This window comes from Sphingopyxis sp. BSNA05 (assembly GCF_013265645.1).
GTDB lineage: Bacteria > Pseudomonadota > Alphaproteobacteria > Sphingomonadales > Sphingomonadaceae > Parasphingorhabdus.
The window spans coordinates 1-24837 of the sequence record NZ_PYIA01000148.1; the positions used below are offsets into that span (position 1 = coordinate 1).

The 24837-nt window shown below is 59.8% G+C and carries 25 protein-coding genes and 2 pseudogenes; 12 read left to right on the forward strand and 15 right to left on the reverse strand.

The window, feature by feature from the left end:
* Positions 1–85: 85 nt before the first annotated feature.
* A complete protein-coding gene (locus C8024_RS17510; protein WP_254306053.1) occupies positions 86–691 on the reverse strand; it encodes a PadR family transcriptional regulator in 606 nt (201 codons plus the stop codon).
* Positions 692–917: 226 nt separating this feature from the next.
* On the opposite strand from C8024_RS17510, the gene C8024_RS17515 reads away from it, so the two are divergent.
* Together C8024_RS17515 and C8024_RS17520 are read left to right on the forward strand one after the other, a co-directional pair.
* A complete protein-coding gene (locus tag C8024_RS17515) occupies positions 918–2045 on the forward strand; it encodes a serine hydrolase domain-containing protein (RefSeq protein WP_217272288.1) in 1128 nt (375 codons plus the stop codon).
* A gap of 91 nt (positions 2046–2136) precedes the next feature.
* Complete coding sequence (locus C8024_RS17520; RefSeq protein ID WP_173207638.1) at positions 2137–2925, forward strand: SDR family oxidoreductase; 789 nt, start codon at positions 2137–2139, stop codon at positions 2923–2925.
* A 60-nt stretch (positions 2926–2985) separates the two neighbouring features.
* Here the strand turns inward: C8024_RS17520 and C8024_RS22190 are convergent.
* Positions 2986–4140, reverse strand: a pseudogene (locus tag C8024_RS22190) (PQQ-dependent sugar dehydrogenase); the annotation flags it as partial.
* A 131-nt stretch (positions 4141–4271) separates the two neighbouring features.
* Here C8024_RS22190 and C8024_RS17525 point away from each other — a divergent pair.
* Positions 4272–4721, forward strand: coding sequence for a hypothetical protein (locus C8024_RS17525; protein ID WP_173207520.1), 450 nt, complete (start codon positions 4272–4274; stop codon positions 4719–4721).
* Positions 4722–4839: 118 nt separating this feature from the next.
* Positions 4840–5382: a hypothetical protein gene (locus tag C8024_RS17530; protein ID WP_173207522.1), complete on the forward strand. Its 543-nt coding sequence runs from the start codon at positions 4840–4842 to the stop codon at positions 5380–5382.
* A gap of 115 nt (positions 5383–5497) precedes the next feature.
* On the opposite strand, the gene C8024_RS17535 is transcribed toward C8024_RS17530, so the two are convergent.
* The 3 genes from C8024_RS17535 to hrcA form a co-directional block, all read right to left on the reverse strand.
* On the reverse strand, positions 5498–5914 hold the full coding sequence (locus C8024_RS17535; RefSeq protein ID WP_254306054.1) for an endonuclease domain-containing protein: 417 nt from the start codon (positions 5912–5914) through the stop codon (positions 5498–5500).
* Between the two features lie 274 nt (positions 5915–6188).
* On the reverse strand, positions 6189–6788 hold the full coding sequence (gene grpE / locus C8024_RS17540) for a nucleotide exchange factor GrpE (protein ID WP_100094288.1): 600 nt from the start codon (positions 6786–6788) through the stop codon (positions 6189–6191).
* Positions 6789–6811: 23 nt separating this feature from the next.
* Positions 6812–7858, reverse strand: coding sequence for a heat-inducible transcriptional repressor HrcA (gene hrcA / locus C8024_RS17545; protein ID WP_173207525.1), 1047 nt, complete (start codon positions 7856–7858; stop codon positions 6812–6814).
* 506 nt (positions 7859–8364) lie between these two features.
* Here hrcA and rph point away from each other — a divergent pair.
* Both rph and rdgB read left to right on the forward strand, forming a co-directional pair.
* A complete protein-coding gene (rph, locus tag C8024_RS17550; RefSeq protein ID WP_100094286.1) occupies positions 8365–9078 on the forward strand; it encodes a ribonuclease PH in 714 nt (237 codons plus the stop codon).
* Between the two features lie 110 nt (positions 9079–9188).
* Positions 9189–9817 (forward strand): annotated as a pseudogene (gene rdgB / locus C8024_RS17555) (RdgB/HAM1 family non-canonical purine NTP pyrophosphatase).
* Positions 9818–9912: 95 nt separating this feature from the next.
* Here the strand turns inward: rdgB and C8024_RS17560 are convergent.
* Entirely contained in the window at positions 9913–10482 is a 570-nt protein-coding gene (locus C8024_RS17560) for a CAP domain-containing protein (RefSeq protein WP_173207528.1), read from the reverse strand.
* A gap of 60 nt (positions 10483–10542) precedes the next feature.
* On the opposite strand from C8024_RS17560, the gene hemW reads away from it, so the two are divergent.
* From hemW to C8024_RS17575, 3 genes are all read left to right on the forward strand, one after another.
* Positions 10543–11730 (forward strand): radical SAM family heme chaperone HemW, encoded by a 1188-nt coding sequence (gene hemW, locus C8024_RS17565; protein ID WP_173207531.1) that lies wholly within the window; start codon positions 10543–10545, stop codon positions 11728–11730.
* A gap of 88 nt (positions 11731–11818) precedes the next feature.
* Complete coding sequence (locus C8024_RS17570) at positions 11819–13606, forward strand: long-chain-acyl-CoA synthetase (protein ID WP_173207534.1); 1788 nt, start codon at positions 11819–11821, stop codon at positions 13604–13606.
* Positions 13607–13792: 186 nt separating this feature from the next.
* Entirely contained in the window at positions 13793–14725 is a 933-nt protein-coding gene (locus C8024_RS17575) for a tyrosine recombinase XerC (protein ID WP_173207537.1), read from the forward strand.
* Between the two features lie 47 nt (positions 14726–14772).
* Here C8024_RS17575 and C8024_RS17580 read toward each other — a convergent pair whose 3' ends face one another.
* Together C8024_RS17580 and C8024_RS17585 are read right to left on the reverse strand one after the other, a co-directional pair.
* Positions 14773–14934, reverse strand: a complete 162-nt coding sequence (locus C8024_RS17580) for a hypothetical protein (RefSeq protein WP_164089158.1) — start codon at positions 14932–14934, stop codon at positions 14773–14775.
* Positions 14935–15089: 155 nt separating this feature from the next.
* Positions 15090–15464, reverse strand: a complete 375-nt coding sequence (locus C8024_RS17585; RefSeq protein ID WP_173207540.1) for a hypothetical protein — start codon at positions 15462–15464, stop codon at positions 15090–15092.
* A 462-nt stretch (positions 15465–15926) separates the two neighbouring features.
* Here C8024_RS17585 and C8024_RS17590 point away from each other — a divergent pair, with 462 nt between their 5' ends.
* Both C8024_RS17590 and C8024_RS17595 read left to right on the forward strand, forming a co-directional pair.
* Positions 15927–18197 (forward strand): TonB-dependent receptor, encoded by a 2271-nt coding sequence (locus C8024_RS17590; protein WP_173207543.1) that lies wholly within the window; start codon positions 15927–15929, stop codon positions 18195–18197.
* Positions 18198–18244: 47 nt separating this feature from the next.
* Positions 18245–18391, forward strand: coding sequence for a hypothetical protein (locus C8024_RS17595; protein ID WP_173207546.1), 147 nt, complete (start codon positions 18245–18247; stop codon positions 18389–18391).
* A 242-nt stretch (positions 18392–18633) separates the two neighbouring features.
* Here C8024_RS17595 and C8024_RS17600 read toward each other — a convergent pair whose 3' ends face one another.
* The 4 genes from C8024_RS17600 to rsmI form a co-directional block, all read right to left on the reverse strand.
* The gene (locus tag C8024_RS17600; RefSeq protein WP_173207549.1) at positions 18634–19236 is read right to left on the reverse strand and encodes a DedA family protein; all 603 of its coding nucleotides are present in this window, start codon (positions 19234–19236) and stop codon (positions 18634–18636) included.
* 21 nt (positions 19237–19257) lie between these two features.
* Positions 19258–20214, reverse strand: coding sequence for a glutathione synthase (gene gshB, locus C8024_RS17605; protein ID WP_173207551.1), 957 nt, complete (start codon positions 20212–20214; stop codon positions 19258–19260).
* Between the two features lie 367 nt (positions 20215–20581).
* Positions 20582–20935 carry a YraN family protein gene (locus tag C8024_RS17610; protein ID WP_173207554.1) on the reverse strand — a complete coding sequence of 118 codons (354 nt, stop codon included), beginning with the start codon at positions 20933–20935 and terminating at the stop codon, positions 20582–20584.
* A 224-nt stretch (positions 20936–21159) separates the two neighbouring features.
* Positions 21160–22029 (reverse strand): 16S rRNA (cytidine(1402)-2'-O)-methyltransferase, encoded by an 870-nt coding sequence (rsmI, locus tag C8024_RS17615; protein ID WP_173207557.1) that lies wholly within the window; start codon positions 22027–22029, stop codon positions 21160–21162.
* A gap of 60 nt (positions 22030–22089) precedes the next feature.
* On the opposite strand from rsmI, the gene C8024_RS17620 reads away from it, so the two are divergent.
* On the forward strand, positions 22090–23223 hold the full coding sequence (locus C8024_RS17620; protein WP_254306055.1) for a penicillin-binding protein activator: 1134 nt from the start codon (positions 22090–22092) through the stop codon (positions 23221–23223).
* Positions 23224–23229: 6 nt separating this feature from the next.
* On the opposite strand, the gene C8024_RS23810 is transcribed toward C8024_RS17620, so the two are convergent.
* The 3 genes from C8024_RS23810 to fsa all read right to left on the reverse strand — a co-directional run bounded on the left by C8024_RS23810 (position 23230) and on the right by fsa (position 24836).
* The gene (locus C8024_RS23810; protein WP_367947421.1) at positions 23230–23412 is read right to left on the reverse strand and encodes a TonB family protein; all 183 of its coding nucleotides are present in this window, start codon (positions 23410–23412) and stop codon (positions 23230–23232) included.
* On the reverse strand, positions 23325–24059 hold the full coding sequence (locus tag C8024_RS23815) for a hypothetical protein (RefSeq protein WP_367947423.1): 735 nt from the start codon (positions 24057–24059) through the stop codon (positions 23325–23327). The genes C8024_RS23810 and C8024_RS23815 overlap by 88 nt, the downstream gene beginning before the upstream one ends.
* A 123-nt stretch (positions 24060–24182) precedes the next feature.
* Complete coding sequence (gene fsa / locus C8024_RS17630; RefSeq protein WP_173207563.1) at positions 24183–24836, reverse strand: fructose-6-phosphate aldolase; 654 nt, start codon at positions 24834–24836, stop codon at positions 24183–24185.
* Position 24837 lies beyond the last annotated feature (1 nt).

A 24837-nucleotide genomic window follows, 5' to 3' on the forward strand; every position in this document is an offset into this window, starting at 1 on the left:
CCCAGCGAAGGCTGGGGCCTAAACCGAAGGCTGTGAGACTCTCATAGGCGGGTTGGATCCCAGCCTGCGCTGGGATGACAGCAACCTATTTCAACCGCTCGATCTTGCTCGCGGCCTCGTCGATGATCGCGGTGACGTCCAGGATTTTGTCCGATCCCTTTTCTTCTTCGGCGAGCCGGATGCGGATCGCGCTTTTCAGATTATGCATCGCGCGGCGGACGGACGCGCCATCGCTGGCCTCGCCCATTTTGGATACGCCTTCCAGCCGTTCGAGAATCTCGGCGATCTGCGCCTCTTCCTCGGCCAGACGGGCGGAACCCGCTTCGGTGATCGAGTAGATCTTCTTGCCGTCGCCATCGACCTTTTCGTCGATCAGGTCCATTTCCGCCATCAGGGTCAGCGTCGGATAGACGATCCCCGGACTGGGCGCATAATGGCCGCCGGTCAGCTCCTCGATCTGACGGATCAGATCATAGCCGTGCCGCGGTTCCTCGGCGATCAGGTGCAAGGCCAGCAGCTTCAGTTCGCCGCGCCGGAACATCCGTGCGCGCCTTTTGCCCTTGCCGCCTTCGAAGGCTGCCTGGGCGAAAGCGCGGGCGAATTTCTCGCCGGGCGGCCCGCCTCTTCCGCGGCCCCGGCCCCTGCCAGATCCACGTCCCGACCCGTCGGGGCCGCCATTTCCAAATTTCATTCCATGTCTCATTTTCTAATCTTTCTCTATATCTAAGATGTTCTTAAGATATATCTTATAATGTTCTTTGCAACAGGAAATTGCCGAAAAATGCACAAGCACCTGAAAATGTGGCAGAAAATCGGGGTGATTTCGTGCTCTGCGCTGCGCTGCACCGGCTCTAAAGATATTGGACTCGCGCGCACAAGCTGTTAACCAAGCAGTTAAAGTCGAGATGGAGAGAGCAATGACAACCCCGATACATGGCACCTGCGACCCCCGCTTTGCCCCCGTTAAAGCGGCCTTCGCCAACAATTTCAGCGAGCATGACGATCTCGGCGCGTCCGTTGCGATCACCCTGAACGGAGAATTTGCCGTCGACCTGTGGGGCGGCCATCTCGACGAAGAGCGCACCCAGCCATGGCAGGAAGATACGCTGGTCAACGTCTGGTCGAGCACCAAGACGATGGCGGCCATGTCGCTGCTCTTGCTCGCCGATCGCGGGGATGTCGATTTATATGCAAAAGCTGGCAAATATTGGCCGGAATTTGCCCAAAATGGCAAAGAAGACGTCGAAGTCCGGCATTTTCTCTCCCATAGTGCCGGTCTCTCCGGCATGGACGAGAAGGTCGTGGGCGACGCGCTCTACGACTGGGAATGGATGACCACCGCTCTCGCCAAGCAGAAGCCGTGGTGGGAACCGGGCACGCAGTCGGGCTATCACGCTCTCACCCAGGGCCATCTGATCGGCGAAATCGTCCGCCGCGTAACCGGCCAGACGATCGGCAATTTCTTCCGTCAGGAAATCGCCGAACCGACCGGCGCGGATTTCCATATCGGCGCGGATGAAGCGCTGGACGCGCGCATTGCCAATCTCGTACCGCCCAAGAGCGGCCCTGCCCCCAACCCGGATTCAATTGCCGGCCGCACCTTCGCCAATCCCGGCGTCGACGCCACCGAACCGAGAAAGCGGGCCTGGCGCGCGGCTGAAATACCCGCCGCCAATGGTCAGGGCAATGCCCGCAGCATCGTCCGCGCCCAGACGGCGATGGCCAATGGCGGCCAGGCCTTCGGCAAGACGATCCTGTCGGAAGCCGGAACGAAGCGGATATTCGACAAACAGACCGAAGGCACCGATCTGGTGCTCGGCCTGCCGCTGACCTTTGGCATGGGCTATGGGCTGAACAATCCGGCCACGCCGATCAGCCCCAATGCCAACACCGCCTTCTGGGGCGGCTATGGCGGATCGTCGGTGATTATCGACCAGGACGCGGGCCTGTGCTTTTCCTATGTCATGAACAAGATGGAATCCGGCCTGCTCGGCGATCCGAGAGGCTTCGGACTGGCAGCAGCGATGTATATGTCGATGGCTTAACCAGAGGCTGGGCGTTGCCCATAATGGCTAGTCGGCACGGCACGACGATCCCGCTAGAACAGCCGTTCAACCTTTCAGGATAGAGCCCGATATGGATCTGGGAATTGCAGGCAAAATTGCGCTGGTCAACGGCGGGAGCGCCGGATTGGGTCGCGGGGCGGCTCTGGCGCTGGCGAGAGAAAAGACCGAATTATACGTCACCGCGCGCGGCGAAGAGCGGCTGCTCCAGACCTGCGAAGAGCTGGCCCGCGAAACCGGCGCCAATATCACGCCGATTGTCGCCGATCACAGCAGCGACGAAGGCCGCGAGACGATCCTGTCCATCTGTCCCAGTCCGGATATCTTGGTCGCCACCTGCTCCCCTCCCCCCTTCTCCGGCGATTTCCGCACCGTCGGCCGCGCGGAATGGGAGGAAGCCCTGTCGCTCACTTTGCTCAGTCCGGTTGAGTTCATCAAATCGGTGATCGACGGCATGGTCGAGCGCAAATGGGGCCGGATCGTCAATATCGCCACCGGTGCCGCCAAATATCCCGCCGCGATGCGGGTGCTGTCCGGACCGCCGCGTGCGGCTCTCGTCAATTATACGGTTGCGGTGGCGAAACAGGTCGCCAGACATGGCGTGACAATCAACAATATCCTCCCCGGCATGCATCACACGGACGGGATCAGGGATATGTTCGACAGCCAAGCCGAGGCCAATGGCACCAGCTATGACGAGGAAGTCGCGAAATTCGTCAAACAGGTCCGTATCCCGGTCGGGCGGTTTGGCGACGCGGAAGATATGGGCATGTTTGTCGCGATGTTCTGCAGCGAAATGGCCGGCTATGCGACCGGACAGAGTCTGGTGGTCGATGGCGGCATGGGCAATTCGATTTTCTAGCTGAGATGCGCGCCTATTTCGGTCGTACGCGCAAAATTTGCTGGTCGGGCCGTCCGGTTCTTCGGTCAGCAGATAGAGAAAACCGTCCGGGCCGGTTCTGACATCGCGGAAACGCGTGTCCAGTTCGCCGAACAGTTCCGCCTGTTTGCCCAGTGACCCGTCAGCATTCATGTCCACATGGCGCACATGTTTGAGCGCCAGCGCGGAGAGGAACAGATCGCCTTGCCAATCCGGGAAGGCCTCTCCCGCATATTGGGCAAAGCCGGATGGCGCGATCGATGGCGTGAAATGGACCAGCGACTGTTCGGTTCCGTCGAACGCCTCATAAGGCGAAATCCGGCCACCGGAATAATCCAGCCCGTAGGAAGCGGTGGGCCAGCCATAATTGGCGCCCCGCTTGATCTCGTTGATCTCGTCCCCGCCCGCCGGGCCATGTTCATTTTCCAGCACGCGGCCGTCCGCCGCCAGAATGATACCCTGCTGGTTGCGGTGACCAAGACTCCAGATTTCCGGCAGCGCGCCCTCTTTCCCGACAAAGGGATTGTCCTGCGGCACCGAACCATCGTCCTTCAGCCGGACGATCTTGCCGAAATGATTGTCCAGTTTCTGCGCTTCCTCGCGAAAATGGAAAGCATCACCGACCGGCATCATCAAGGTCCCGTCGGGCAGGAAGATGATCCGCGCGCCGTAATGATTGCCCTGGATCCGGCTCGGCGCAGCGGCGAAACTCTGCTCGCCATTGCTGATCTGCGGCTTGCCGTCGGCACCATCATATTCGAAGCGCATCAGCGAAAGCGTGTTGGTGCCGTCACCCTGATCGGCAGCATAGGAAATATAGAGCAGGCCATTTTCGGCAAAAGCGGGGTGCAGCACCACGTCGAACAGGCCGGCCTGCGCGCCGGCGGCGGTGTGAACCTTGGGATATTCCTCGCCGCTGGCGAAATCATGGACCAGCGTTGCGGTCCCGTCCGGGGCGATATGCTTCAGCTTGCCAGTGCGTTCGGTGACCAGCATGGCCCCGTCGGGCAGAAAGGCGAGCGACCAGGGATGGTCGAGGCCGTCGGCGACCGTCTCGATCGTGTAATTGACCGGAGCCGGATCGACACGGCCAGCGGCTTCGCTGGTTTTCGTGCCATTGGAGGAAGCGCCCTGGTTCGAACAGGCCGCCAATGCGCCCAGCGCGACAACGGAAAGGATGGTTCTGAAATTTCGCATATTGGCCCCTTGTTTGCCCCCCTGTTTGATCGCCCAGTCTACCAAGTTTCTCCGGTCTGGCCAGCCTCTCTAATTCAGCTCTTGCCAGTTACGACGAAGCCTTTAGGCTGGACCGCTGACAGGAGAATTTCATGGCGCGCTTTGTTCGTTGGATTTTGGGGCTGACTGCGGCGGCGCTGGCGACCTATGTCGTCGGGACCGCGCTGAATTCTCAAGCGGTCATCGCGATGCACGATATTTCGGTGAGCCTTGACGACCGGCTGAACATGACGCTGTTCGACCTGTCCAACATGGTCGCCTATCTGGCAATCATAGCCATTGCCTTGCTGATCGGCTTTCTGATCGCCACCCTGTTGAAGCGCTTTCTGCCCAATCTGGCGCGCGTCGCCTACCCGATTGCCGGAGCCGCCGCGATCGCCGTCACGCTGGGCGCCATGTATATGGTGTTCCAGACCATCCCGATCAGCGGCGCACGGTCGACCTTGGGTTTCCTGTCGCAGATATTGGCGGGTGCTATCGGTGGCTGGGTGTTTGCGCGGATTGCGGTCCAACCCGTCACCCCGGCGAAGGCTGGGGCCTAAACCAAGGGTAGCGAGACTCCCATAAGCGGGCTGGATGCCAGACTTCGCTGGCCTGACGGAGGCCTAAGTGCCTGCCGTCGTTTAGGATATATTCAATGATTTGCGCTAGAGATGCGCGATGAATGATATGTCTCTCGATATCAAAGCGGTCCAAGCCGTGAGCGAGCTTTCAACCACATTCAATATCGATGAGGCACATATTCTGCATAGCAAGATTATCGCTGAATGCGCATCTGTGGAGCGATGGCTGTTCAATCAGATTTCACTGTTCCAGAAACCGGCAATGATGCTTTCTCAGAAAATCGATCAGATGGAAAAGCTGCTCGATCAAGACGAAAACCCATCGAAGCTCGCTAAAAAGATGAAGGTGCGCTTGACCGCATTCAGGCCGTTTGCTCAGTTTAGATCCGACATTGCGCACTCTGAGATGAGTTGGGCAACGCGGGGATCTGAAATCATTATCTTATTCGAAAATGCCGCTCAAATCTGCCAGCCTCCAGTCCGAAAAATAACGGCTATGTCGATGGATGACTTGAGAAATGTTCGGATCGGTATCGCAAAAGCGGAGAACGAACTGACGATGCTGGACATCAGCCCCAAACCATCTTGCACATCTCAGCCGGCGAAGACCTCCGTCACCCCAGCGAAGGCCGGGGTCTGATCCAAGGTTGGTGAGATCCCCATAAGCGGGCTGGGTGCCAGACTTCGCTGGCATGACGGGATAATTTCATCCTCTCCCAGAGGGAGAGGCAAGCAAGACTTGAGAGCGAAGCGAACTAGTCGCGCTCGGTGAGGGGTTGATCTTCTTTGCCCTCCAGTATTGCCAGCCGAATTTCCTCAAGGACGCCCTCCAGGTTCTCAAACACCTCGCTGTTCCAGAATCGGATCACCCGATAGCCCGCGATCTCCATGACAGCATCGCGATTCTTGTCTTCAGGGCTGTCGACATGCTGACCCCCGTCCAGTTCAATTATGAGGCTGGCCGAATGACATAGAAAGTCAGCTATATAGTCATCAAAGGGGGCCTGAAACCGAAATTTCGTATTTTCGAGCTGGCGATTGCGAAGGCGCGACCAGAGCAAAGCTTCTGCATCAGTTCTGTTTCTTCGGAGTTTTCTTGCGACTGGAGTCAGGCGCTTCTTTATGGCCTGTCTAAACCCCTCACCCACTGCGACTAGGCAATGAATTGCCAAGTCTCGTTGCCCTCTCCCTCCGGGAGAGGAAAATCACGCTGGCGGCAGCCAACGGAACGAAATGGAAATATAGCATGTTCAGCCGAAAAAGTCATTCCGCCTGCTTTATCAGAGTCTAAATAGGTGCGTTAAATCGACCGTCACCCCAGCGAAGGCTGGGGCCTCAACCGAGGGTGGCGAGACTTGCATAGGCGGGCTGGATGCCAGCCTGCGCTGGCATGACGGGATATGGTCAGGTCTTCTGCGAAGGCTCGACCCATCCAGAAGAAAGAGCCTATTCCTCCGGCTTCTTCGCCACACCCACAAACGCAGGCCGTAGCAAACGATCCTTGATCATATAGCCAGCCTGCATTTCCTGCACGATCGTGCCGGGTTCTTTGTCAGCGGTGGGAATTTCGACCATCGCCTGATGCTGGTTGGGATCGAGCGGCAGGCCGACCGAGGCGACGCGCTTGATGCCGTTTTTCTCGAACACGGACTGCAGCTCGCGGCCGGTGGCTTCGATGCCGTTGATCAGGCCCTTCCACTTTTCCTCGTCCTTGACCTCGGCGGGAATGGCTTCGAGGGCGCGGTTCATATTGTCCATGACCGAGAGCATGTCGCGGGCAAAGCCGGTTGCGGCATAAGCGCGGGCGTCCTGCGCGTCTTTTTCAAGGCGGCGGCGGACGTTCTGGGTCTCGGCCTGGGCGTAAAGGACCGCCTGCTGGGCTTCGGCCAGTTCATTCTCCAGCGCCTCGATCCGGTTGTCGGAATTTTCCGGCTGGGAAGATTCACCTTCTCCGCCGCTTTTCATCGACTCCGGCACGCCATCCAGCTCGGCTGCGGCCGCGGCGTCGCCATTGTCTTGTCCGGGATTCTGCTTGGTATCGCTCATGTTCTAAATCACTCTAATTTCTATCATTTGGTCAACAAACGCGACAGGCTCTGCGCGGTAAAGTCTACCATGGGTACGACGCGCGCGTAATTCAACCTTGTCGGGCCGATTACGCCAACCACGCCGACCACCTGTCCGTCGCTGTCTTTGTAGGGCGCCGCTATCACAGATGAGCCGGAAAGGGAGAATAATTTATTCTCCGCGCCGATAAATATTTTCGCTGCCTCGGCATCGCGGGCATTGTCGAGCAGGCGGGCGATTTCCTGCTTACCTTCGAGTTCGTCGAGCAACCGCCGGACGCGGTCGAGATCCTGCAAATTGCTTTCCTCCAGCAGGTTCGCCTGACCGCGGACGATCAACACCGGCCGGTCGGCGGGATCGCGGCTCCAGGTTACCATGCCGGCCTTGACCAGATCTTCCGAAGCCTTGTCGATCGCCAGCTCGCCGGCGCTGATCTCGCGGTCGACGGTCGAGAGAGCCTGGCTGAGCGTCATGCCGCCATAGCGGGCGGTGAGATAGTTGCCGGCCTCGACCAAGGCGGAATCCGACACGCCCGGCGGCAGGTCGAGCACGCGGTTTTCGACAGCGCCATCCTGCGACACGAGGATCGCCAGCCCCTGCCCCTCGGACAGTTTGACGAAACTGAACTGCTTGAGCCTTGGCTCGCGCTTGGGCACCAGCACCAGACCGGCGCAGGAGGACAGGCCGGAGAGGATCGAGGTCGTCGCGCGCAGCGCATCCTCGACTGGTCCCTTTTCGGTAATCTGGCTCTCGATCGCGTCGCGTTCCTGCTGCGTCGGGGCCGCCGCCTGCATCATACCGTCGACAAACAGCCGCAGGCCGAGTTCGGTTGGCATCCGCCCGGCGCTGGTATGCGGCGCGGCGAGCAGGCCCAGTTCTTCAAGATCCTGCATCACATTGCGGATCGAGGCGGGGGACAGTTCCAGACCAGGCGCCTTGGAAATGGTCCGCGACCCGACCGGCGCGCCGCTGTCGAGATAGGATTCCACCACGACACGGAAGATGTCCTGGGCGCGGGTGGTCATTTCGGTGATCGGGGTGTTGGGCATGGGTGATAGATAGGATGAATCTCAGTGGGTTTCCAGCGCGCAATTGAGAGCTGCCGTGCTCCGCACTCGATGCGGAGCTTGTGCGGCGGATAGCGCTCTCAACCTCCAGAGCTCCGCATCAAGTGCGGAGCACATAAATCACGCAATCCTCACCCTCTCCCATAGGGAGAGGCAACCGCAGCTTGGCATCTTTGATGGCTAGCGCAGGTCGTGAGGGGCTTTGCACTCTCGAGAGAGCGTAACCCCTCACCGAGCGCGACTAACCCCGGATTGGGTCCGGGGAAGTCTTGCTTGCCTCTCCCTATGGGAGAGCATGATAATTTCACTCGTCATTGCGAGCGGAGCGAAGCAATCCAGAGCGGCACGCGCAAACGCCTGGATTGCCGCGTCGCTTCGCTCCTCGCAATGACGGCGGGCTCATGGGGATTTTTCGGGAGAGGAATAGGGTGGCAACCCCTGGCGTCTTTCTCTAAGCAGCTTCCTTCAAAGCCACAGGAGAATCAATCATGCGACCATCGGGCCGTGCGCCGGACGAAATGCGCGCCATTTCTATTGAAACCGGATTTACCAAACATGCCGAGGGAAGCTGCCTGATCAGCTTTGGCGATACGCGGGTATTGTGCACCGCCAGCATCGAGACGAGCCTGCCACCATGGATGCGCGGCAAGGGTACCGGCTGGGTGACCGGCGAATATTCAATGCTGCCCCGTGCCACCCACACCCGTGGTTCGCGCGAAGCGGCTCGTGGCAAACAGTCGGGCAGAACGCAGGAAATCCAGCGGCTTATCGGGCGCTCTTTGCGCTCGGTCGTCGATCTGAAGAAGCTCGGCGAGCGGCAGATCACGCTCGATTGTGACGTGATCCAGGCCGATGGTGGCACGCGGACGGCTTCGATCAGCGGTGCCTGGGTGGCATTGCGGCTGGCGGTCAACGGACTGCTCGACCAGAAAGTGCTCAAGGAAGACCCGATCCAGCAGAAGATCGCGGCGATCAGCTGCGGTATCTTCGACGGTACGCCGGTGCTCGATCTCGACTATGACGAGGACAGCAACGCCGGCGCCGACGCCAATTTTGTGCTGACCGGCGATGGCAATATCGCCGAGGCGCAGGCGACTGCCGAGGGTCAGACCTTTGATGACGAAGGCCTGATGCGGCTGATGCGGCTTGCGAAGATCGGTTGCGGCCAGATTTTTGAGGCGCAGGATAAGGCGGTTGGTTAGGATTTAGAGGAAATAGGCGTCATCCTGAACTTGTTTCAGGACCCCTTGAGAGCGCGCTCAGCCTTTGGAGGTCCTGAAACGAGTTCAGGATGACGGAGATGTGAGGAATTATGACCACCCACCGCAAACTTGCCCCCGGACGCCTCGTGATCGCCAGCCATAACCAGGGCAAGGTGCGCGAAATCCGGGCGTTGCTCGAGCCTTATGGCATCGAACCAGTATCGGCGGGCGATCTCGATCTGCCGGAACCGGAAGAAACCGGAACGACCTTCGCCGAAAACGCGCTGCTCAAGGCGCGGGCGAGTGCGGAGGGTTCGGGTTGCGTGGCGCTGGCCGATGACAGCGGGCTGTGCGTGGCGGCGCTGGACGGCAAGCCGGGGGTCTACACCGCCGACTGGGCCGAACGGCAATGGTTTGAAGGCGAGCCCGGCCGCGACTGGTATATGGCGATGGGCAAGGTCGAGGGAAAGCTGGCCGAGCAAGGCCCCGACGTCGATCGCAGCGCCTATTTTGCCTGCACCCTGGCGCTGGCCTGGCCCGACGGCATTCGGAAGTGTTCGAGGGGCGCGTTCAGGGCAATCTCGTCTGGCCGCCGCGCGGGACTTTGGGTTTCGGCTATGATCCGGTGTTTCAGCCGATTGGTTTTGAAGAGACGTTTGCAGAGCTCGATCCGGCGCAGAAACAGGCTATGAGCCACCGGGCCGATGCGTTCCGGAAACTGGTCGAGAGCTGTTTTTGACTTGTTACCCCAGCGAAGGCTGGGGCCTAAACCAGGGGTTGTGAGACTCACATAGGCGGGTTGGGTGCCAGCCTTCGCTGGCATGACGGGTTAACCTACCCCCGCAGCGGATCCCGGCCCATAACATTGCCGGCGGGACTATAGCGACAGACCAGATAATCCCAATGCGCGCTGCTCGCCATGGCGCATCCGACCCGTCGCGTTGTCGGCCAGATGATCTGGGTATAATGGCCGATATCGCTCCAGTTGCCGGTGGTGCTGTTCTCGGGGAAGCGGCCGGGCTTGAAATAGCGGTCTTCCTCGACCCACGAGCTGATCATGGCCCTGTGGTCATAGGCGTTGCGCGTGCCCATCCAGAGATTTTCCCCCTGTCGCTCACTGCGCCCCGACTGGCTGTCATGGCCGAATCTGCCCGTCCGGGCCATGGATCGCGCATATAGGGCGGCATCCATGGCCAGCTGGTCGCTCCACTGCAGAGCCGGCGCGCCGACCCGGGCACGGGTCTGGTTATGCGCGCGCATCATCACCTGTTGCAGGGGGCTGGCGGTTTGCGGCGCAGGAACGGGTACGGCGCGCGGCGCGCGGTTTTCCGAGACGCGCGGTGCGGGCGGCGGCGGGACGGACCGTTCGACCGCCGTGTCCTGATAGGGAATCTGCGGCGGCATGACGGAACAGGCCGCTAATAGTGGCGCGATCGCGAAGATAGGGCTAAGGGCGCGGAACTTATGCATGACCGAGACCATAGGAAGCTAAAAGTTAACAAGTCCGCTACGGGACCGCTGGCGCTCTATGTCCACTGGCCGTTCTGTGTCTCCAAATGCCCCTATTGCGATTTCAACAGCCATGTCCGCGAGCAGGTCGATGTTTCGGCATGGCAAGCCGCCTTGCTCGCCGATATGGCGCATGAAGCCGCATTGACACCGGAGCGCAAGCTGTCGAGCATCTTCTTTGGCGGCGGAACGCCCTCGCTGATGCCGCCAGCGCTGGTCGAGACATTGATCGAGACAGCCGAGCGCCATTGGGGCTTTGCCGACAATATCGAGATCACGCTGGAGGCCAATCCGTCTTCGGTCGAGGCGGCAAACTTCCATGACCTTGCCTGGGCGGGCGTCAATCGGGTGTCCCTGGGCCTGCAATCGCTGGATGACCAGACGCTCGAATTTCTCGGCCGCGCGCATGATGTCGACGAAGGGCTGGCCGCACTGGATACCGCGCAAAAGGCTTTTGACCGGGTCAGTTTTGACCTGATCTATGCTCGCCCCGGTCAGTCACTGGACGACTGGCAAAAGGAACTGGAGCGCGCGCTGTCTTTCGGCACCGGCCATCTCTCGCTCTATCAGCTGACCATTGAACCGGGCACGCGGTTCGAGACGCTGGTGCGCACCGGCAAGCTGGTCCCGGCCGACGATGACCATTGCGCCGATCTGTTCGAGCTCAATCGCAGCATTATGACCGCAGCCGGCCTGCCCGCCTACGAGATCAGCAATCACGCCAAGCCCGGTCAGGAAAGCCGTCACAATCTGACCTATTGGCGCTACGAAGACTATGTCGGCATCGGACCCGGTGCCCACGGGCGGCGGCTTGAACAAGCGACCGAGCGGCACAAAAAGCCGGAGAATTTTCTCTCGGCGGTAGAGCGCAACGGCAACGGGTTGAAGGTCGAACAGCCCCTGTCGCCCGAGACGCGGGCGATGGAAGCGCTGATGATGGGGCTTCGGCTGGCGGAGGGCGTGGATCTGACCGCGCTGGCGCAAAAGACCGGACTGGCGGCGGCGCAGATGGTCGATCAGAAAGCCGTAGATCACCTCGGTCAATTGGGTCTGCTCGACGCGGACCAGGGACGGTTGACAATCTCGCCCAGGGGCATGCCACTGTTAGACGCGCTCCTGCCGAAGATCATCGCCGACCTTTAAAAAACGCGCGCCGTTTCATCGCCCAAGGGGCGTTGAAATCTATCGGCTTAGCTGTCACACTCGCTTCAGGTCTGAGGAGAGAGAAGCCATGGGAATATTCAGCGTCATCAAGCGCGAGGTCCATTTCACGCGGTCGCTCAAAAATGTGATGGCGCAGGTCAAGGATATTGACGCCGACGCGCCCATCCTGATCACCGACGATATCGAGGCCACGATCGACCGCTATCCGGACAATATCGCCTTTCATTTCGAAGGCGATACGGTGACCTATGCGGAGTTTGAGGCGCGCGCCAACCGGATCGCGCACTGGGCGCTGGCGCAGGGCTATCAGGCAGGTGACACGGTCGCCCTGTTCATGGAAAACGCGCCCGATTTTGTCGCCACATGGTTCGGCCTGTCCAAGGTCGGAATCATCACCGCGCTGATCAACAGCAATCTGGAGGGTGCCGGTCTCGCCCATTGTCTGAACATCGTTGATACAAAGGCAGTGATCACCACCGCCGATCTGGCGCCGCGCGTATCGTATATCGCTGCCCAGCTCGACGGGTCGCCGGCGCTGTGGGACTGGGACGGCGAAGTTGGCCAGAACCTCAACAGCGCCCTGGCTACCCTGCCCGATGATCAGCCGGACAAGAGCCACCGCGCCGATATGACCGGCAGAGACCTGTTCCTCTATGTCTATACATCGGGCACCACCGGTCTGCCCAAGGCGGCGCGCATTTCCCATGCCCGCGCCCGGCGCAGCTTCCGCATTGCCATCTCGACCTGCCCGCTGACGCCGGAAGACCGCATCTATATCACTCTGCCGCTCTATCATGTAACCGGCGGCTTCATCGGCATGGGCGGCGCCTTGCTGAGCGGGGCATCGGCGATATTGCGGCGCAAATTCTCCGCCTCGCAATATTGGGATGACGCCGCCGATTATGGCGCGACGGTGGTTGTCTATATCGGCGAGCTGTGCCGCTATCTGCTCAACCAGCCGGATCATCCCAAGCAGAGCGCGCACAAGGTGCGGGTCGGCATCGGCAATGGTCTGCGCGCCGACATCTGGCAGCAATTTGTCGACCGCTTCCAGGTGCCCAAGCTGCTTGAAATCTATGGTTCGACCGAGGGCAATATCTTCCTGATGAACTTTGACGGCAAGATTGGCGCGGTCGGCCGGATACCGAAATATCTGGAGAAGCAGTTCGGCGACACCAGGATCGTGAAATTCGACATAGCCGAGGAACAGCCGGTGCGCGGCGAAGACGGCTTCTGCATCAAGGCGGACTGGGACGAGCCGGGCGAGCTGATCGGCCGCATCTTCAAGGACAGCCCGTCGGATTTTTCCGGCTATCAGGACAAGGAAGCGACCGAGAAGAAGATCCTGCGCGACGTGTTCGAAAAGGGCGACGCCTGGTTCCGCTCCGGCGACCTGATGAGCCGCGACCGCTCCGGCTATATCTATTTCAAGGACCGGATCGGCGACACGTTCCGCTGGAAGGGCGAGAATGTCGCGACCAACGAAGTCTCCGAAATCCTCTCGCAATATCCCGGGATCAGAACCGCCAATGTCTATGGCGTAGAAGTCCCCGGCACCGACGGCCGCGCCGGCATGGCCTCGCTGACCGTGGCGGATGATTTCGACATATCCGGACTGCGCGCTTTTCTGGCCGCGGAAATGCCGCCTTATGCGGTACCCCTGTTCATCCGGATCGAGCCGGAAGCTCAGACCACGGGCACATTCAAATATCGCAAGGTCGAGCTGGTCAAGGAAGGCTTTGATGTCAACGCGATCACCGACCCGGTCTGGTTCTGCAAGCCGGATGTGGAGGGCTATGCTGCGCTGACCAAGGCGGAACATGCGAAGATCCTGTCGGGTGAATATCGGTTGTAGCGGTGGGTGCGGCGCACATTGCCGTCATTGCGAGGAGCGGATGCGACGAAGCAATCCAGAGCGGCGCTCACCGCTCTGGATTGCTTCGCTACGCTCGCAATGACGGAAACTGAATTGGGCGTGCCAACATTCGCCCTACGGGAGAGGATGTTTGGAGATTGATTCCGGGTCTGCTAGATTCCCCCCATGGATAGCGCCACCACCATCATCAACGCCTTCTCCGCCCATCTCCGCGATGACCGGCGGCGGTCGCCGCATACGGTGCGCGCTTATGTGATCACGGCGGAACGTTTCTGCGCCTTTCTGATGGACCATATTGGCGGCGGCGTGGCGGCGGACGAGGTCAAGGCGGTGACGCAGGCCGATATCCGCGCCTATCTCGCCTACAGGCGCGGAGACGGCCTGACCAACAACAGCGCGGCGCGGGAATTGTCGGCCTTGCGCGCGTTCCTGAAACATGTTGGCGGCGACGAGGCGCAAATCCCGAAGATCAAGGGCCCCAAGGTCAAGCGCGGCGTCCCGCGTCCGGCTTCGCCCGATGATATATTGGCGCTGGCCGGCGACGTGCAGGACAGTGCCAGCGAGGACTGGATCGGCGCGCGCGACTGGGCGGTATTGCTGTTGCTCTATGGTTCCGGCCTGCGGATCAGCGAGGCACTCGGTCTGACCGGCGACACGCTGCCCCTGTCCGACACGCTCAGGGTCACCGGCAAGCGCGGCAAGACCAGGATCGTGCCGCTGCTCCCCAAGGTGCGCGAAGCGATCGAACATTATGTCGATCTATGCCCCTATCCGATTGCTGCCGATATAGCGCGCTGCAAACATGATGACATCAGTGGATCGCCGCTGTTTCGCGGCAAGCGCGGCGGGCCGCTATCACCCAATATGATCCGCCGCGTCGTGCAACAGGCGCGGACCCGGCTCGGCATAGCCGACACCACCACGCCGCACGCCCTGCGCCACAGCTTCGCTACCCATCTTCTGGCGGGCGGCGCGGACCTGCGCAGCCTGCAGGAATTGCTGGGTCACGCGAGCCTCAGCTCAACGCAAGTCTATACCGCGGTCGATGCCGCGCATTTGCTCGATGTCTATCAGAATGCCCATCCCCGGGCGGGGTGATTTCCCGATCCGGTGACGGTGTCCCGGGAGCGGGAATAGGAAGCCCATCAGCCTGCGTCGTCGGACATATTCTGCTGGCTGGAATGAGTCAGAATATCGATGGCCTCGGCAACCTTTACCGCGGGAACGCTCAACTGAAGCTCGTCCAGTTGCACCAGCAGATCGCGAAGCACCTGGATGAACCCGGACAATTGATCTTCGTTTTTCATCCTGAACACTTTTGCAATTGATACAAATATCAATGGTGACGACTTTCAATATCACGTCATCGAAAACCCGGAGCTTAGTGAGCCTTCCGGAGCAAAAAGTCAAAAATTACTTGTGATATACTGGAAAACTAAAGACAAATTCCGGGAACGCGATTTCAGGCTCCCTTGCCGCTGGCCTCATATTCGGCGGTCACGCCGGCCGGTTCAGCCGCGACATCCAGCACCATTTCGATGGTCGACACGGCCTTGCCGGTTATCTTGAAGCTGCGGTCCACCCCGGTCTCGGAGATATTTCCGGTTACCAGATCCTGCCGCGCCAGTACCGAAAGAATGCGGTCGAGATTGGTCGGAAAGCGCATCACTTCCACCAGCGAGGATTCCCGGACAAGGGGAACCGCATCCCGACAGGCATATAATTTCAGCAGCACCAGCCAGGTATCTTCACCGAGATCGGAGATTTCGTCGCCAAATATCTGGTTCCGCTTTGCAGCGATTGCCAGAAGATCGTTTGCTATATCGGTAAAGTGCATATGCCCCCCATTCCGTGATGGAACGATTCCGGACTTTTCAGCCAACCGGGACGTTCCGCTAGCCTGTTTCACTAAAACGGACCGGCAAGGAGAACAATCTGTACCAAGGGACAGGGTGGCCCTGCGGTGATGCCATAGAGTCGGCGGGCCTTGCGAGGCCGATCGTTGCTCTTTTCCAGGTGCGGAGCCGACCGGACAAGCCGGTAATTGCCCCTCTCTCCGGTCCGGTTTATCGACGCAAAATCACCGCTGAATGCCACTTCGCGCGAAGGCCTAATTCTTTAGCCAGTGGCCTATTCCGTAGCGTCACCCATTATCGAAGGGCAGAAGAGGTCCCACAATTCCAAATTAAAAGAGAATATGCGAACGGCAACGAGGACTATTTTATCTGCACCAGGTGAGGAGTCTGAAAATGAAGAAGGAATCACGGTACAACAGATTATTTTTACACGCAAATCCATCATGACCGCGCTGATGAGTTCGGCGGTTGCCGTCGGCGCGGCCGGCTATGGTGCACCAGCGCTGGCACAAGATCTGGCCGCGGAAGAAAGCGGCAGCAACATCATCATCGTTACCGCGCGCAAGCAGAATGAAACGCTGCAGGAAACACCGGTCACGGTAACGTCCATCGGCGGCGAAACCCTCGACAAATTCCAGGTCAACGAAGTCGCCGATGTGGTCAGTCGCATACCGGCGCTGAACGTCCAGGTCGGCGGTTCCGGTGCCGGTGGCCAGATCAGCCTGCGCGGCGTCGGCACGACCAATATTTCTGCCGCTTTCGATTCTGCTGTCGCCTTTGATTTCGATGGCGTGTCGATCAGCACCATGCGGCTGGTCCAGGCATCCTTTTTCGATGTTGAACAAATCGATGTTCTGAAAGGCCCGCAATCCCTCTTCTTCGGCAAAAGCGCCTCGGCGGGCGTATTCTCGGTCCGCTCGGCCAATCCGACCACCGACTGGGAGATTGGTGGCAAGGCTTCCTATGAATTCGAGGAGCAAGGCTATACGGTGGGCGGCTATATTTCCGGTCCGGTCAGCGACACGCTGGGTATTCGCGTCGCCGCGCAATATCAGGATATCGACAAATATGTCGAACTGGAAGCCGGGACGCCTTCGGTTTTCGCAGACTCCGGCAAGGGCCTGAAGAATTTCGTCGGCCGGGTCACCCTGCAATGGGATCCCAGCGACAATTTTTCCGCCAATCTGAAGGTCAATTACAACCGCAATGAGGGCGACAGCCTGCTCGGCCATTCCGATATCAGTTGTGGCGCCAATGGCTTGGCCGATGATGTGTTCCTCGCGCTGCCGGGCGTATCGATCGCCTCGAATGCGACTTGTGACATCCAGGACGGTCTCTATCCCCATCCCGACGGCCATCCTGACTTGCAGGTCATCGCCCCCGGCACCACCGGGGCCGATCGCTACACCGGGCAATCCTATAACGAAACGGATACCATCTTCGTGCGCCTGGCGATGGATCTGGAGCTGAGCGACACGCTCACCCTGTCCACGGTGAGTGGTTTTCTCGACCTGGAAAATGAACATCTCGATCATTTCAGCTATGTCGGCATTCTGCCCAACGGCGACCCCGCCGGCTTGCCCGCTCCCTTTTCCGACGCGCTGACACAGCATACCCAGGAAATCCGGCTGACCAGCGATTTTGACGGCATGTTCAACTTCATGGTCGGTGGTTTCTGGGAAAGCCGCAGCCAGCCTTTGCAGACATCGCAAAATGCCTTCATCGGTTCGTTCATATTCCCGGATTCCAGAGGGATTACCTATGACTGGGTGGCGGACCGCACGACCAAGAGCGAAGCCCTGTCCTTTTTCGGCAGCGTCAATCTGGACCTCACCGACCAACTGGAACTGTCCGGCGGCGTTCGCTGGACCGACGAACAGAAGACTCACAGAACCTCCTTTCCGGTTCTGCACAACGCCCTGTCCTTTCTGAACGGTATCGTCGGCGGGATCGGCTTTGTCGTCCCGGAAGGCTTCCAGACCGGCGCAATCAAATTTTCCGACAGCAATGTCTCGCCGGAAGTGACGCTGAAATATCAGGCAACCCCTGATCTCAACCTCTATGCCTCCTACAAGACGGGCTTCAAGTCGGGCGGGGTCGACAACAGCAGCCTGCCGACGGCATCGATCCAGCTGGTGGTGCCCGGCTTTGCCGAGATGTTCCCCGCCCTCTACCCGGATCCCGAGGCTGCGCGGCAAGCGGCGCTGGATTCGCTCATCTACGATTCCGAAACAGCCAAGGGCGGCGAGGTCGGGGTGAAGGCCCTGCTGGCAGGCGGTGCGTTGCGGATCAATACAGCAGCCTTCTATTTCGTCTTCGACGATCTGCAGGTGCAGAATTTCGACGGTGCTGCGGTGCGTTTCCTGACCATCAACGCCGGTGAGCTGACCACAAAGGGCTTCGATATCGACTGGTCCTGGCGCACCCCGGTCGAGGGACTGAACCTCTCCGGCGCAATCGGCTATACCGATGCGAAGTTCACCGACACGTTCATCTCGCAGGATCCGGATGGTATCCCCGGCAATGCCGATGACGTTGACATAAACGGCCGGACCGCCGCGCGCGCACCGAAATGGTCGGGCAATATCGCTTTCGACTGGACCGTGCCGATGGGCGATGCGATCGAGCTCGGGCTGAACGGCAATGCCGCCTACAGTTCCTCCTATTTGCCGGCAACAATAATTTCACCGATTATGTCCAGGACAGCTATGTAACGCTGGATGCTGCGGTCTCGATCGGTGCTCCGGATGACAAGTGGAAATTGTCGCTGATCGGCGTCAACCTGACCGATGAAATCTGGGCCAACACCGCCGGCGACCGCCCTTTCTTGCCACCGGGTGGCGATGACCGGGTAATCACCCAGAACCGCGGTCGGCAATTGTTCGTGGAAGCCGCCTTCAAATTTTGATCGACACTCTCCCGTTGATCATGTCAGGCCGGACCAGCAACTGCTGGCCGGCCTGATTATTTGCATATTTCGATCGGAGCTGGCGGAGTAGGAAGCCATCTGACTTGAGATGCCAGCGCAGGCTCTTATCCGGTCGGCGTTCCTGGGCCTCACTGCCCCTGGTTTGATCCCGGGCCTTCGCTGGGGTGACGGCAGGTTTTTCATCTACGATATACTGTCGCGCGAAAACCGGTGCTCCCGCCTCACCCCTCCTTGGGTCGCCAGAAGATAATCCGCCAGATGTAGACGACAACCAGCAACCCGATCACGCCGAGCGACACCGGTCCGAGATATTGCCCGATATTCTCGACATTCTGCTGCAATATATAGCCGGCATAGACCAGAGCGCTGTTCCAGACCGCTGCGCCGGCGCTGGTGGCGAGGATGAAGCGTTTGTGTGACATGCCGAACAGGCCGGCGGGCACGGAAATCATCGTCCTTATATTGGGGATGAAGCGGGCGACGAAGACCACCCACTGGCCGTGATTGTCGAAAATCCGGTCGATCCGGTTGACCGCCTCGACGTCGAGCGTCAGCCAGCGGCCGTGTTTGCGGACAAAACCACGCAGGTCATCCTCGTTCCAGTGGCGCCCGATCATGAACCAGACATAATTGCCGGCCAGCGAACCGATGGTGCCGACCAGCACCAGCCAGGCCGGGTGGAATGTCCCCTGCCCCACGCCGACGCCGCCTAGCCCCATGATCAGCTCGGACGGGATTGGCGGGAAGATATTTTCCAGCGCCATCAGCAGCGCAATGGCCCAATAGCCGCCCTGCTCGATCAGGTCTGTTACCCAGCTGTTCATCGCGTGCGGACCCGCGCCTGTTTATTGCGCCGCCAGCCGCCGCTCGATTGCATCCCAGATCATGCCCGACGTGTCGGTGCCGTTGAAATTATCGATCGCGACGATGCCGGTCGGCGAGGTCACGTTGATCTCGGTCAGCCATTTGCCGCCGATCACGTCGATGCCGACAAAGATCAGGCCGAGACGCTTGAGATCCGGCCCCATCGCGGCGCAGATTTCCTTCTCACGGTCGGTCAGCTCTGCCGCTTCGGCATAGCCGCCCTGCGCAAGGTTACTGCGAAACTCGCCTTCGCCCGGCTTGCGGTTGATCGCGCCGGCGACTTCGCCGTCGATGAGGACGATGCGCTTGTCGCCCTGATGCACTTCGGGGAGGAAGGGCTGGACCATATGCGGTTCCGGCCAGGTCTGGTTGAACACCTCGAATAGAGCGCTGAGATTGCTGCCGTCTTCCGGCACCAGGAAGATCGCCTTGCCGCCATTGCCGTGCAGCGGCTTGACCACGACGCCACCATGTTCCTTCTGGAAGGCCCGCACTTCGTCGAGGTCGCGGGTGATCAGGGTCGGCGGCATGAACTGCGCATAGTCGAGCACATAGACTTTCTCCGGCGCGTTGCGGACGGAGACGGGGTTGTTGACCACCAGTGTCTCGCCCTCGATCCGCTCGAGCAGGTGCGTCGCGGTGATATAGCCGACGTGGAACGGCGGGTCCTGACGCATCAGCACGACATCGACATCGCTGCCGAGGTCGAGTTTGACCGGGTCACCAAAGGTGAAATGATCACCCTTCACCGGCCGCACGGTCACCGGATGGGCCGGCGTGGTCAGGCGGCCATTGGCCTGCAGGGTCAGGCCCTTTACGTCATAGTGAAACAGCTGATGCCCGCGCTTCTGGGCGGAGAGCATCAGCGCGAAACTGCTGTCTCCGGCGATATTCACGCTTTCCATCGGGTCCATCTGTACGGCGATTTTCAGGGTCATTTGCATTCCTTGGTCATTTTCGCACCCGCTTACCGTTCGTCTCGAGCGTAGTCGAGACACATTGGCATTGCGCCAGGTGTCTCTCGACTTCGCTCGACACGAACGGGAGAGTTGCGTTTCTAACCGTTCGTCCCCGGCTTGTCGAAGGGCCTTTTTGTTTAGCGGGGCAAAGAGAAAGTTCGATCCGCTTTCCGTTCGTGCTGAGCGTGCCTGTCCCCGCGAAGGCGGGGATCGAAGCATCTTGACCGTCAATCCACCGAAAGTCCGAAAGATGTCCTTCGACAGGCTCAGGACGAACGGCTGGAGGTCAGAGACCCCCGCCTGCGCGGGGGTTGACGCTTCGGAACGCTTTGCATCCCGTGGCGCGTCAAAATCCGTGCCATACATTGGGCAGATGGACCGGCAGGCGTCGCGGGGCGATCAGGATCACGTCGATGCGGGCGTCCTCCCCTTTGGTGCAATAGCGCGGATAGAGGATTTCCACCGCATCGGCCACGCGCTGCAGCCGTTTCAGGTCGATCGCCTGTTCCAGATCCTCCAGCTTCGTGCGCGCCTTCACCTCGACAAAGGCGACAAGCCCGCCGCGTTTGGCGACCAGGTCGACCTCGCCGCGCGGGGTGCGGACCCGTTCGTCCAATATCCGCCAGCCTTTCAGGCGCAGGAAGCGGGCTGCGGTCTTTTCGGCCTGCCGGCCCCGCTGCTCCGCTGCCTCGCGTTTCATCTTCTGGATACCATAGGTGATTTTAGCACTGCCGCTCGTGCTGAGCTTGTCGAAGCATCTGGATCGCCAAGGCACCGCAGGACCGATAGAGGCCCTTCGACAGGCTCAGGGCGAACGGTGTGGGCGGCGCTGGGCTTCATTTGTCATCACCCGTTCGTGCTGAGCTTGTCGAAGCATGTGGACCGCCAAGGCACCGCAGGACCGATAGAAGCCCTTCGACAGGCTCAGGACGAACGGTTTGCGGGTCTCGGAGTTTCATTTTCCGATTTCCAGCGATTGACCATCTCGTACAGCGCCTTGCGGTCGGTGTTGAAGGCCTTCGCCACCTCGCCCGCTGCCTTTGAGGCAGGCAATCGCTCCAGCGCCTCGCGCAGCGCAACCTCGACCTCCGCTTCGCTCGCGGCTTCCGGCACGCCCGGTGGGCCGATGATCACGACAATCTCGCCCTTCGGCTTTTCCGACCCGTAACGCTCGGCCAGTTCGCTCAGGGAGCCCGCCACTGCTTCCTCGAAACGCTTGGTGATTTCCCGGACCACCGCAGCCTTGCGGTCCCCCAGCACAGCCAGCGAGCCGGCCAGCATCGCCCCCAGCCGCGAGCCATTTTCGTAAAAGATCAGACTGGCGTTGAGTGTCTTTAAAGCCGCGAGCGATTCGCTCCGCGCCTTGGTCTTGCTCGGCAGAAACCCTTCGAACAGAAAGCGGTCGCTGGGCAGTCCGGACAGGGTCAGCGCGGCGATCGCTGCGCTTGGGCCGGGGATCGTTGTGACATAGAGGCCCGCCGCCTGCGCATCGCGAACCAGCTTGTAGCCGGGATCGGAAATCAGCGGCGTTCCCGCATCGCTGACCAGTGCGACAATTTTACATCGCACCGCGTCCAAAATCGCATCCCGGTCGGCCGCCGACTTATGGTCGTTATAGACCATCATCTTCGACTTTTTGCCGATATGATTCAATAGCTTGCCGGTCACTCTTGTATCTTCGACGAGGATGATATCGGCGGCAGCGAGCGTTGCTTCGGCGCGGCGCGACAAATCTCCGAGGTTGCCGATCGGGGTGGCAACGATATAGAGACCGGATTGGGCAGGAGCAGACATATGACGGTCATGGCAGACAAGGTACATCTAGGACAAGATCAAAGCAGACGGCGCGGCATTTTGAAGTGGGCGGGCCTCTCCGCCATTGCGATGCTGGCCGGCTGTTCGACCGTAGTCCCGCGTGGCGCAGAGCCGGTGCGGACCGACGCGCCAGCACCGCCGCCAGTGACCGCAGGTCTGCCCGACGACCAGAAACATCACCGCATTGCCTTGCTGGTGCCGCTGTCCGGCAAGAATGCCGGTATCGGCCAGTCGCTGGCCAATGCCACAACCATGGCGCTGCTTGACACTCAGGCGGACAATATCCGCATGACCAGCTATGACACGGCCAAGGGCGCTGCATTGGCGGCGCAGAGCGCCATTCGCGATGGCAACAAGCTGATCATCGGCCCGCTGCTCAGCGACAATGTGGTCGCGACCGCCAATATCGCACGGCCAGCCGGCGTACCGATCCTGAGTTTCTCCAACGACAGCGGCGCCGCCGGCAATAATGTCTTCATATTGGGTCATATCCCGTCGCAATCGATCAACCGGGTCGTCACCTATGCCAAATCGAAAGGCATGAACCGCTTTGCCGCGCTGGTCCCCAACGGCGTCTATGGCCAGCGGGCATCCTCGACCCTGCTGCGCAGCGTGAAAGACGCCGGCGGCACCGTGGTTTCGATCCAGACGTTCAACCGCGATTCCCAGTCGATCGAGGCGGCGACCAAGAAACTTGCCGAAAATGGTGATTTCGAAGCGGTGCTGCTTGCCGACAATGGCGACATGGCGATCAAGGCCGCGCCCTATATTCGCAAAAATGCCAGCGGCACGGCGAAAATCCTCGGCACCGACCTTTGGAATACCAGCAGCAATCTGGCCGGCGCACCATCCATGCGCGGCGCCTGGTTCGCCAGCGTTTCCGATGGCCTCTACAAGCAATATGCCGACAAATATCGCGCCCGCTATGGCAAGGCCCCGTTTCGCCTGTCGAGCCTCGGCTATGACTCGGTATTGCTGACCGTCAAGGTTGCCCGCAACTGGAAAGTCGGAGAGCCCTTCCCGATCAATCAACTGACCGACAAGGGCGGCTTCATCGGACTGGACGGTGTTTTCCGGTTCAAGGCCGACGGGGTTTCGGAACGGGCCCTGGAAGTCCAGGAAATCGGCAACGGCAGCTTCACCGTGGTCGATCCGGCGCCCAGAGGGTTCTGATCGATATCATTCCGGGATCTGCCAGCGCACCTTGTTGGTGTAGGACGAGCGGACCGGTTCGTCGCTGGCATTTCTGGCAGGATTGAACCGGGCACGGCGCATCAGTGCGCTGCAGGCGGCCCCATCGAGATCATCCTGCCCGCTTGACTCCAATATGTTGCAGGCGGTGACTTCGCCGGCCTCGCTGATTTGCAGCTGAAACCCGACAGTGCCGCCTCGTTCCTCTCGCAAAGCGGCTGTCGGGTAATCGCCGGGCGAAATCCATTCTCCTGGATTTCCTGCAGGTGATGCAGGGATGATTGCACTGCTGCGAGCAGCGGAATCAACGGCACCCGGCATCGGAGTGCGCTGTGTTGATGTTTCAAATCCGGTTTCACGATCCGGCCAAAAGCTGACGACGAGGGAAATGGCGAAAAAATAACCAGTCTGGGTAATACCCTCCTGACCGGAGCCGGGATGTTTACAGAGGAACCAAAGAGATGAACCGTCAACTTCTCATCCGGTAGCTCATCTTCCCTGATCTCGTCGTCCGTGTGATATCCATTGCCCGGTTCATAGAGCGCATCGGGATCGTCGCTCTGCACCGCGCCGTCTCGATAAAAATTGTCCTCCGCATCCGCATGATAGCCGGCATCGGGTTCATGGTTTTCCGCTGGGATTGCCCCGGGTGGCGCTTCGGCCGGATCGTCCCGTTCGCCGGTTGAAAGACTGTCGCGTCCGGGCGACACGCTGACTCTCGAATAGTCCGGCTGATAATCGTAGCGCGCGCCGATCGAGGACGCACATTTCTGACAAATCACGCTATAGTCACCGCGCGACAGTTTCGAATTTTTCAAGAGATCGTCCGCACCGGCCTCTCCGATGTGGACGAGCGGGCGAGGTTCACCGCAATTTCCGCATACCGGCGATTTCAGCGATTTACGTTTGAAAAATCCAAACACCCCCGTCCCCCATCAGGTTCAACCGATATTCTGGCCCGTCTCTTTCCAGTCCTTCAGAAAGCCTTCGAGGCCCTTGTCGGTCAGCACATGCTTGAACAGGCCACGGATGACATGGGGCGGCATGGTGCCGACATCGGCACCGATGCGGGCGGATTCCAGCACGTGGATCGGGTGGCGGATCGAGGCGACGAGAATTTCGGTCTCGAACGCGTAATTGTCGTAGATCAGCCGGATATCCTCGATCAGCGTCATGCCATCGAGACCATTGTCGTCATGCCGTCCGACGAAGGGCGAGATGAAGCTGGCACCGGCCTTGGCCGCGAGCAGCGCCTGATTGGCGGAGAAGCAGAGAGTCACATTGACCATCGTGCCTTCGCTGGTCAGCGCCTTGCAGGTTTTCAGTCCGTCCACCGTCAACGGCACCTTGATGCAGACATTGTCGGCGATCTTGCGCAGCACTTCGGCTTCTTTCATCATCGCGTCATGGTCGAGCGCGACCACCTCGGCGGACACCGGACCATCAGTCAGGCCGCAGATTTCCCTGGTCACTTCCATGATGTCGCGACCCGATTTCTTGATCAGCGAAGGATTGGTGGTGACGCCGTCGACCATGCCGGTCGCTGCGAGGTCGGCAATTTCCGCGGTATCGGCGGTATCTACGAAGAATTTCATC

Coding starts and splice junctions, on each gene's coding strand:
- C8024_RS17510 (WP_254306053.1), bottom strand. CDS start 691: ATGAAATTTGGAAATGGCGGCCCCGACGGGTCGGGACGTGGATCTGGC.
- C8024_RS17515 (WP_217272288.1), top strand. CDS start 918: ATGACAACCCCGATACATGGCACCTGCGACCCCCGCTTTGCCCCCGTT.
- C8024_RS17520 (WP_173207638.1), top strand. CDS start 2,137: ATGGATCTGGGAATTGCAGGCAAAATTGCGCTGGTCAACGGCGGGAGC.
- C8024_RS17525 (WP_173207520.1), top strand. CDS start 4,272: ATGGCGCGCTTTGTTCGTTGGATTTTGGGGCTGACTGCGGCGGCGCTG.
- C8024_RS17530 (WP_173207522.1), top strand. CDS start 4,840: ATGAATGATATGTCTCTCGATATCAAAGCGGTCCAAGCCGTGAGCGAG.
- grpE (WP_100094288.1), bottom strand. CDS start 6,788: ATGAGCGATACCAAGCAGAATCCCGGACAAGACAATGGCGACGCCGCG.
- hrcA (WP_173207525.1), bottom strand. CDS start 7,858: ATGCCCAACACCCCGATCACCGAAATGACCACCCGCGCCCAGGACATC.
- rph (WP_100094286.1), top strand. CDS start 8,365: ATGCGACCATCGGGCCGTGCGCCGGACGAAATGCGCGCCATTTCTATT.
- C8024_RS17560 (WP_173207528.1), bottom strand. CDS start 10,482: ATGCCGCCGCAGATTCCCTATCAGGACACGGCGGTCGAACGGTCCGTC.
- hemW (WP_173207531.1), top strand. CDS start 10,543: ATGCATGACCGAGACCATAGGAAGCTAAAAGTTAACAAGTCCGCTACG.
- C8024_RS17570 (WP_173207534.1), top strand. CDS start 11,819: ATGGGAATATTCAGCGTCATCAAGCGCGAGGTCCATTTCACGCGGTCG.
- C8024_RS17575 (WP_173207537.1), top strand. CDS start 13,793: ATGGATAGCGCCACCACCATCATCAACGCCTTCTCCGCCCATCTCCGC.
- C8024_RS17580 (WP_164089158.1), bottom strand. CDS start 14,934: ATGAAAAACGAAGATCAATTGTCCGGGTTCATCCAGGTGCTTCGCGAT.
- C8024_RS17585 (WP_173207540.1), bottom strand. CDS start 15,464: ATGCACTTTACCGATATAGCAAACGATCTTCTGGCAATCGCTGCAAAG.
- C8024_RS17590 (WP_173207543.1), top strand. CDS start 15,927: ATGACCGCGCTGATGAGTTCGGCGGTTGCCGTCGGCGCGGCCGGCTAT.
- C8024_RS17600 (WP_173207549.1), bottom strand. CDS start 19,236: ATGAACAGCTGGGTAACAGACCTGATCGAGCAGGGCGGCTATTGGGCC.
- gshB (WP_173207551.1), bottom strand. CDS start 20,214: ATGACCCTGAAAATCGCCGTACAGATGGACCCGATGGAAAGCGTGAAT.
- C8024_RS17610 (WP_173207554.1), bottom strand. CDS start 20,935: ATGAAACGCGAGGCAGCGGAGCAGCGGGGCCGGCAGGCCGAAAAGACC.
- rsmI (WP_173207557.1), bottom strand. CDS start 22,029: ATGTCTGCTCCTGCCCAATCCGGTCTCTATATCGTTGCCACCCCGATC.
- fsa (WP_173207563.1), bottom strand. CDS start 24,836: ATGAAATTCTTCGTAGATACCGCCGATACCGCGGAAATTGCCGACCTC.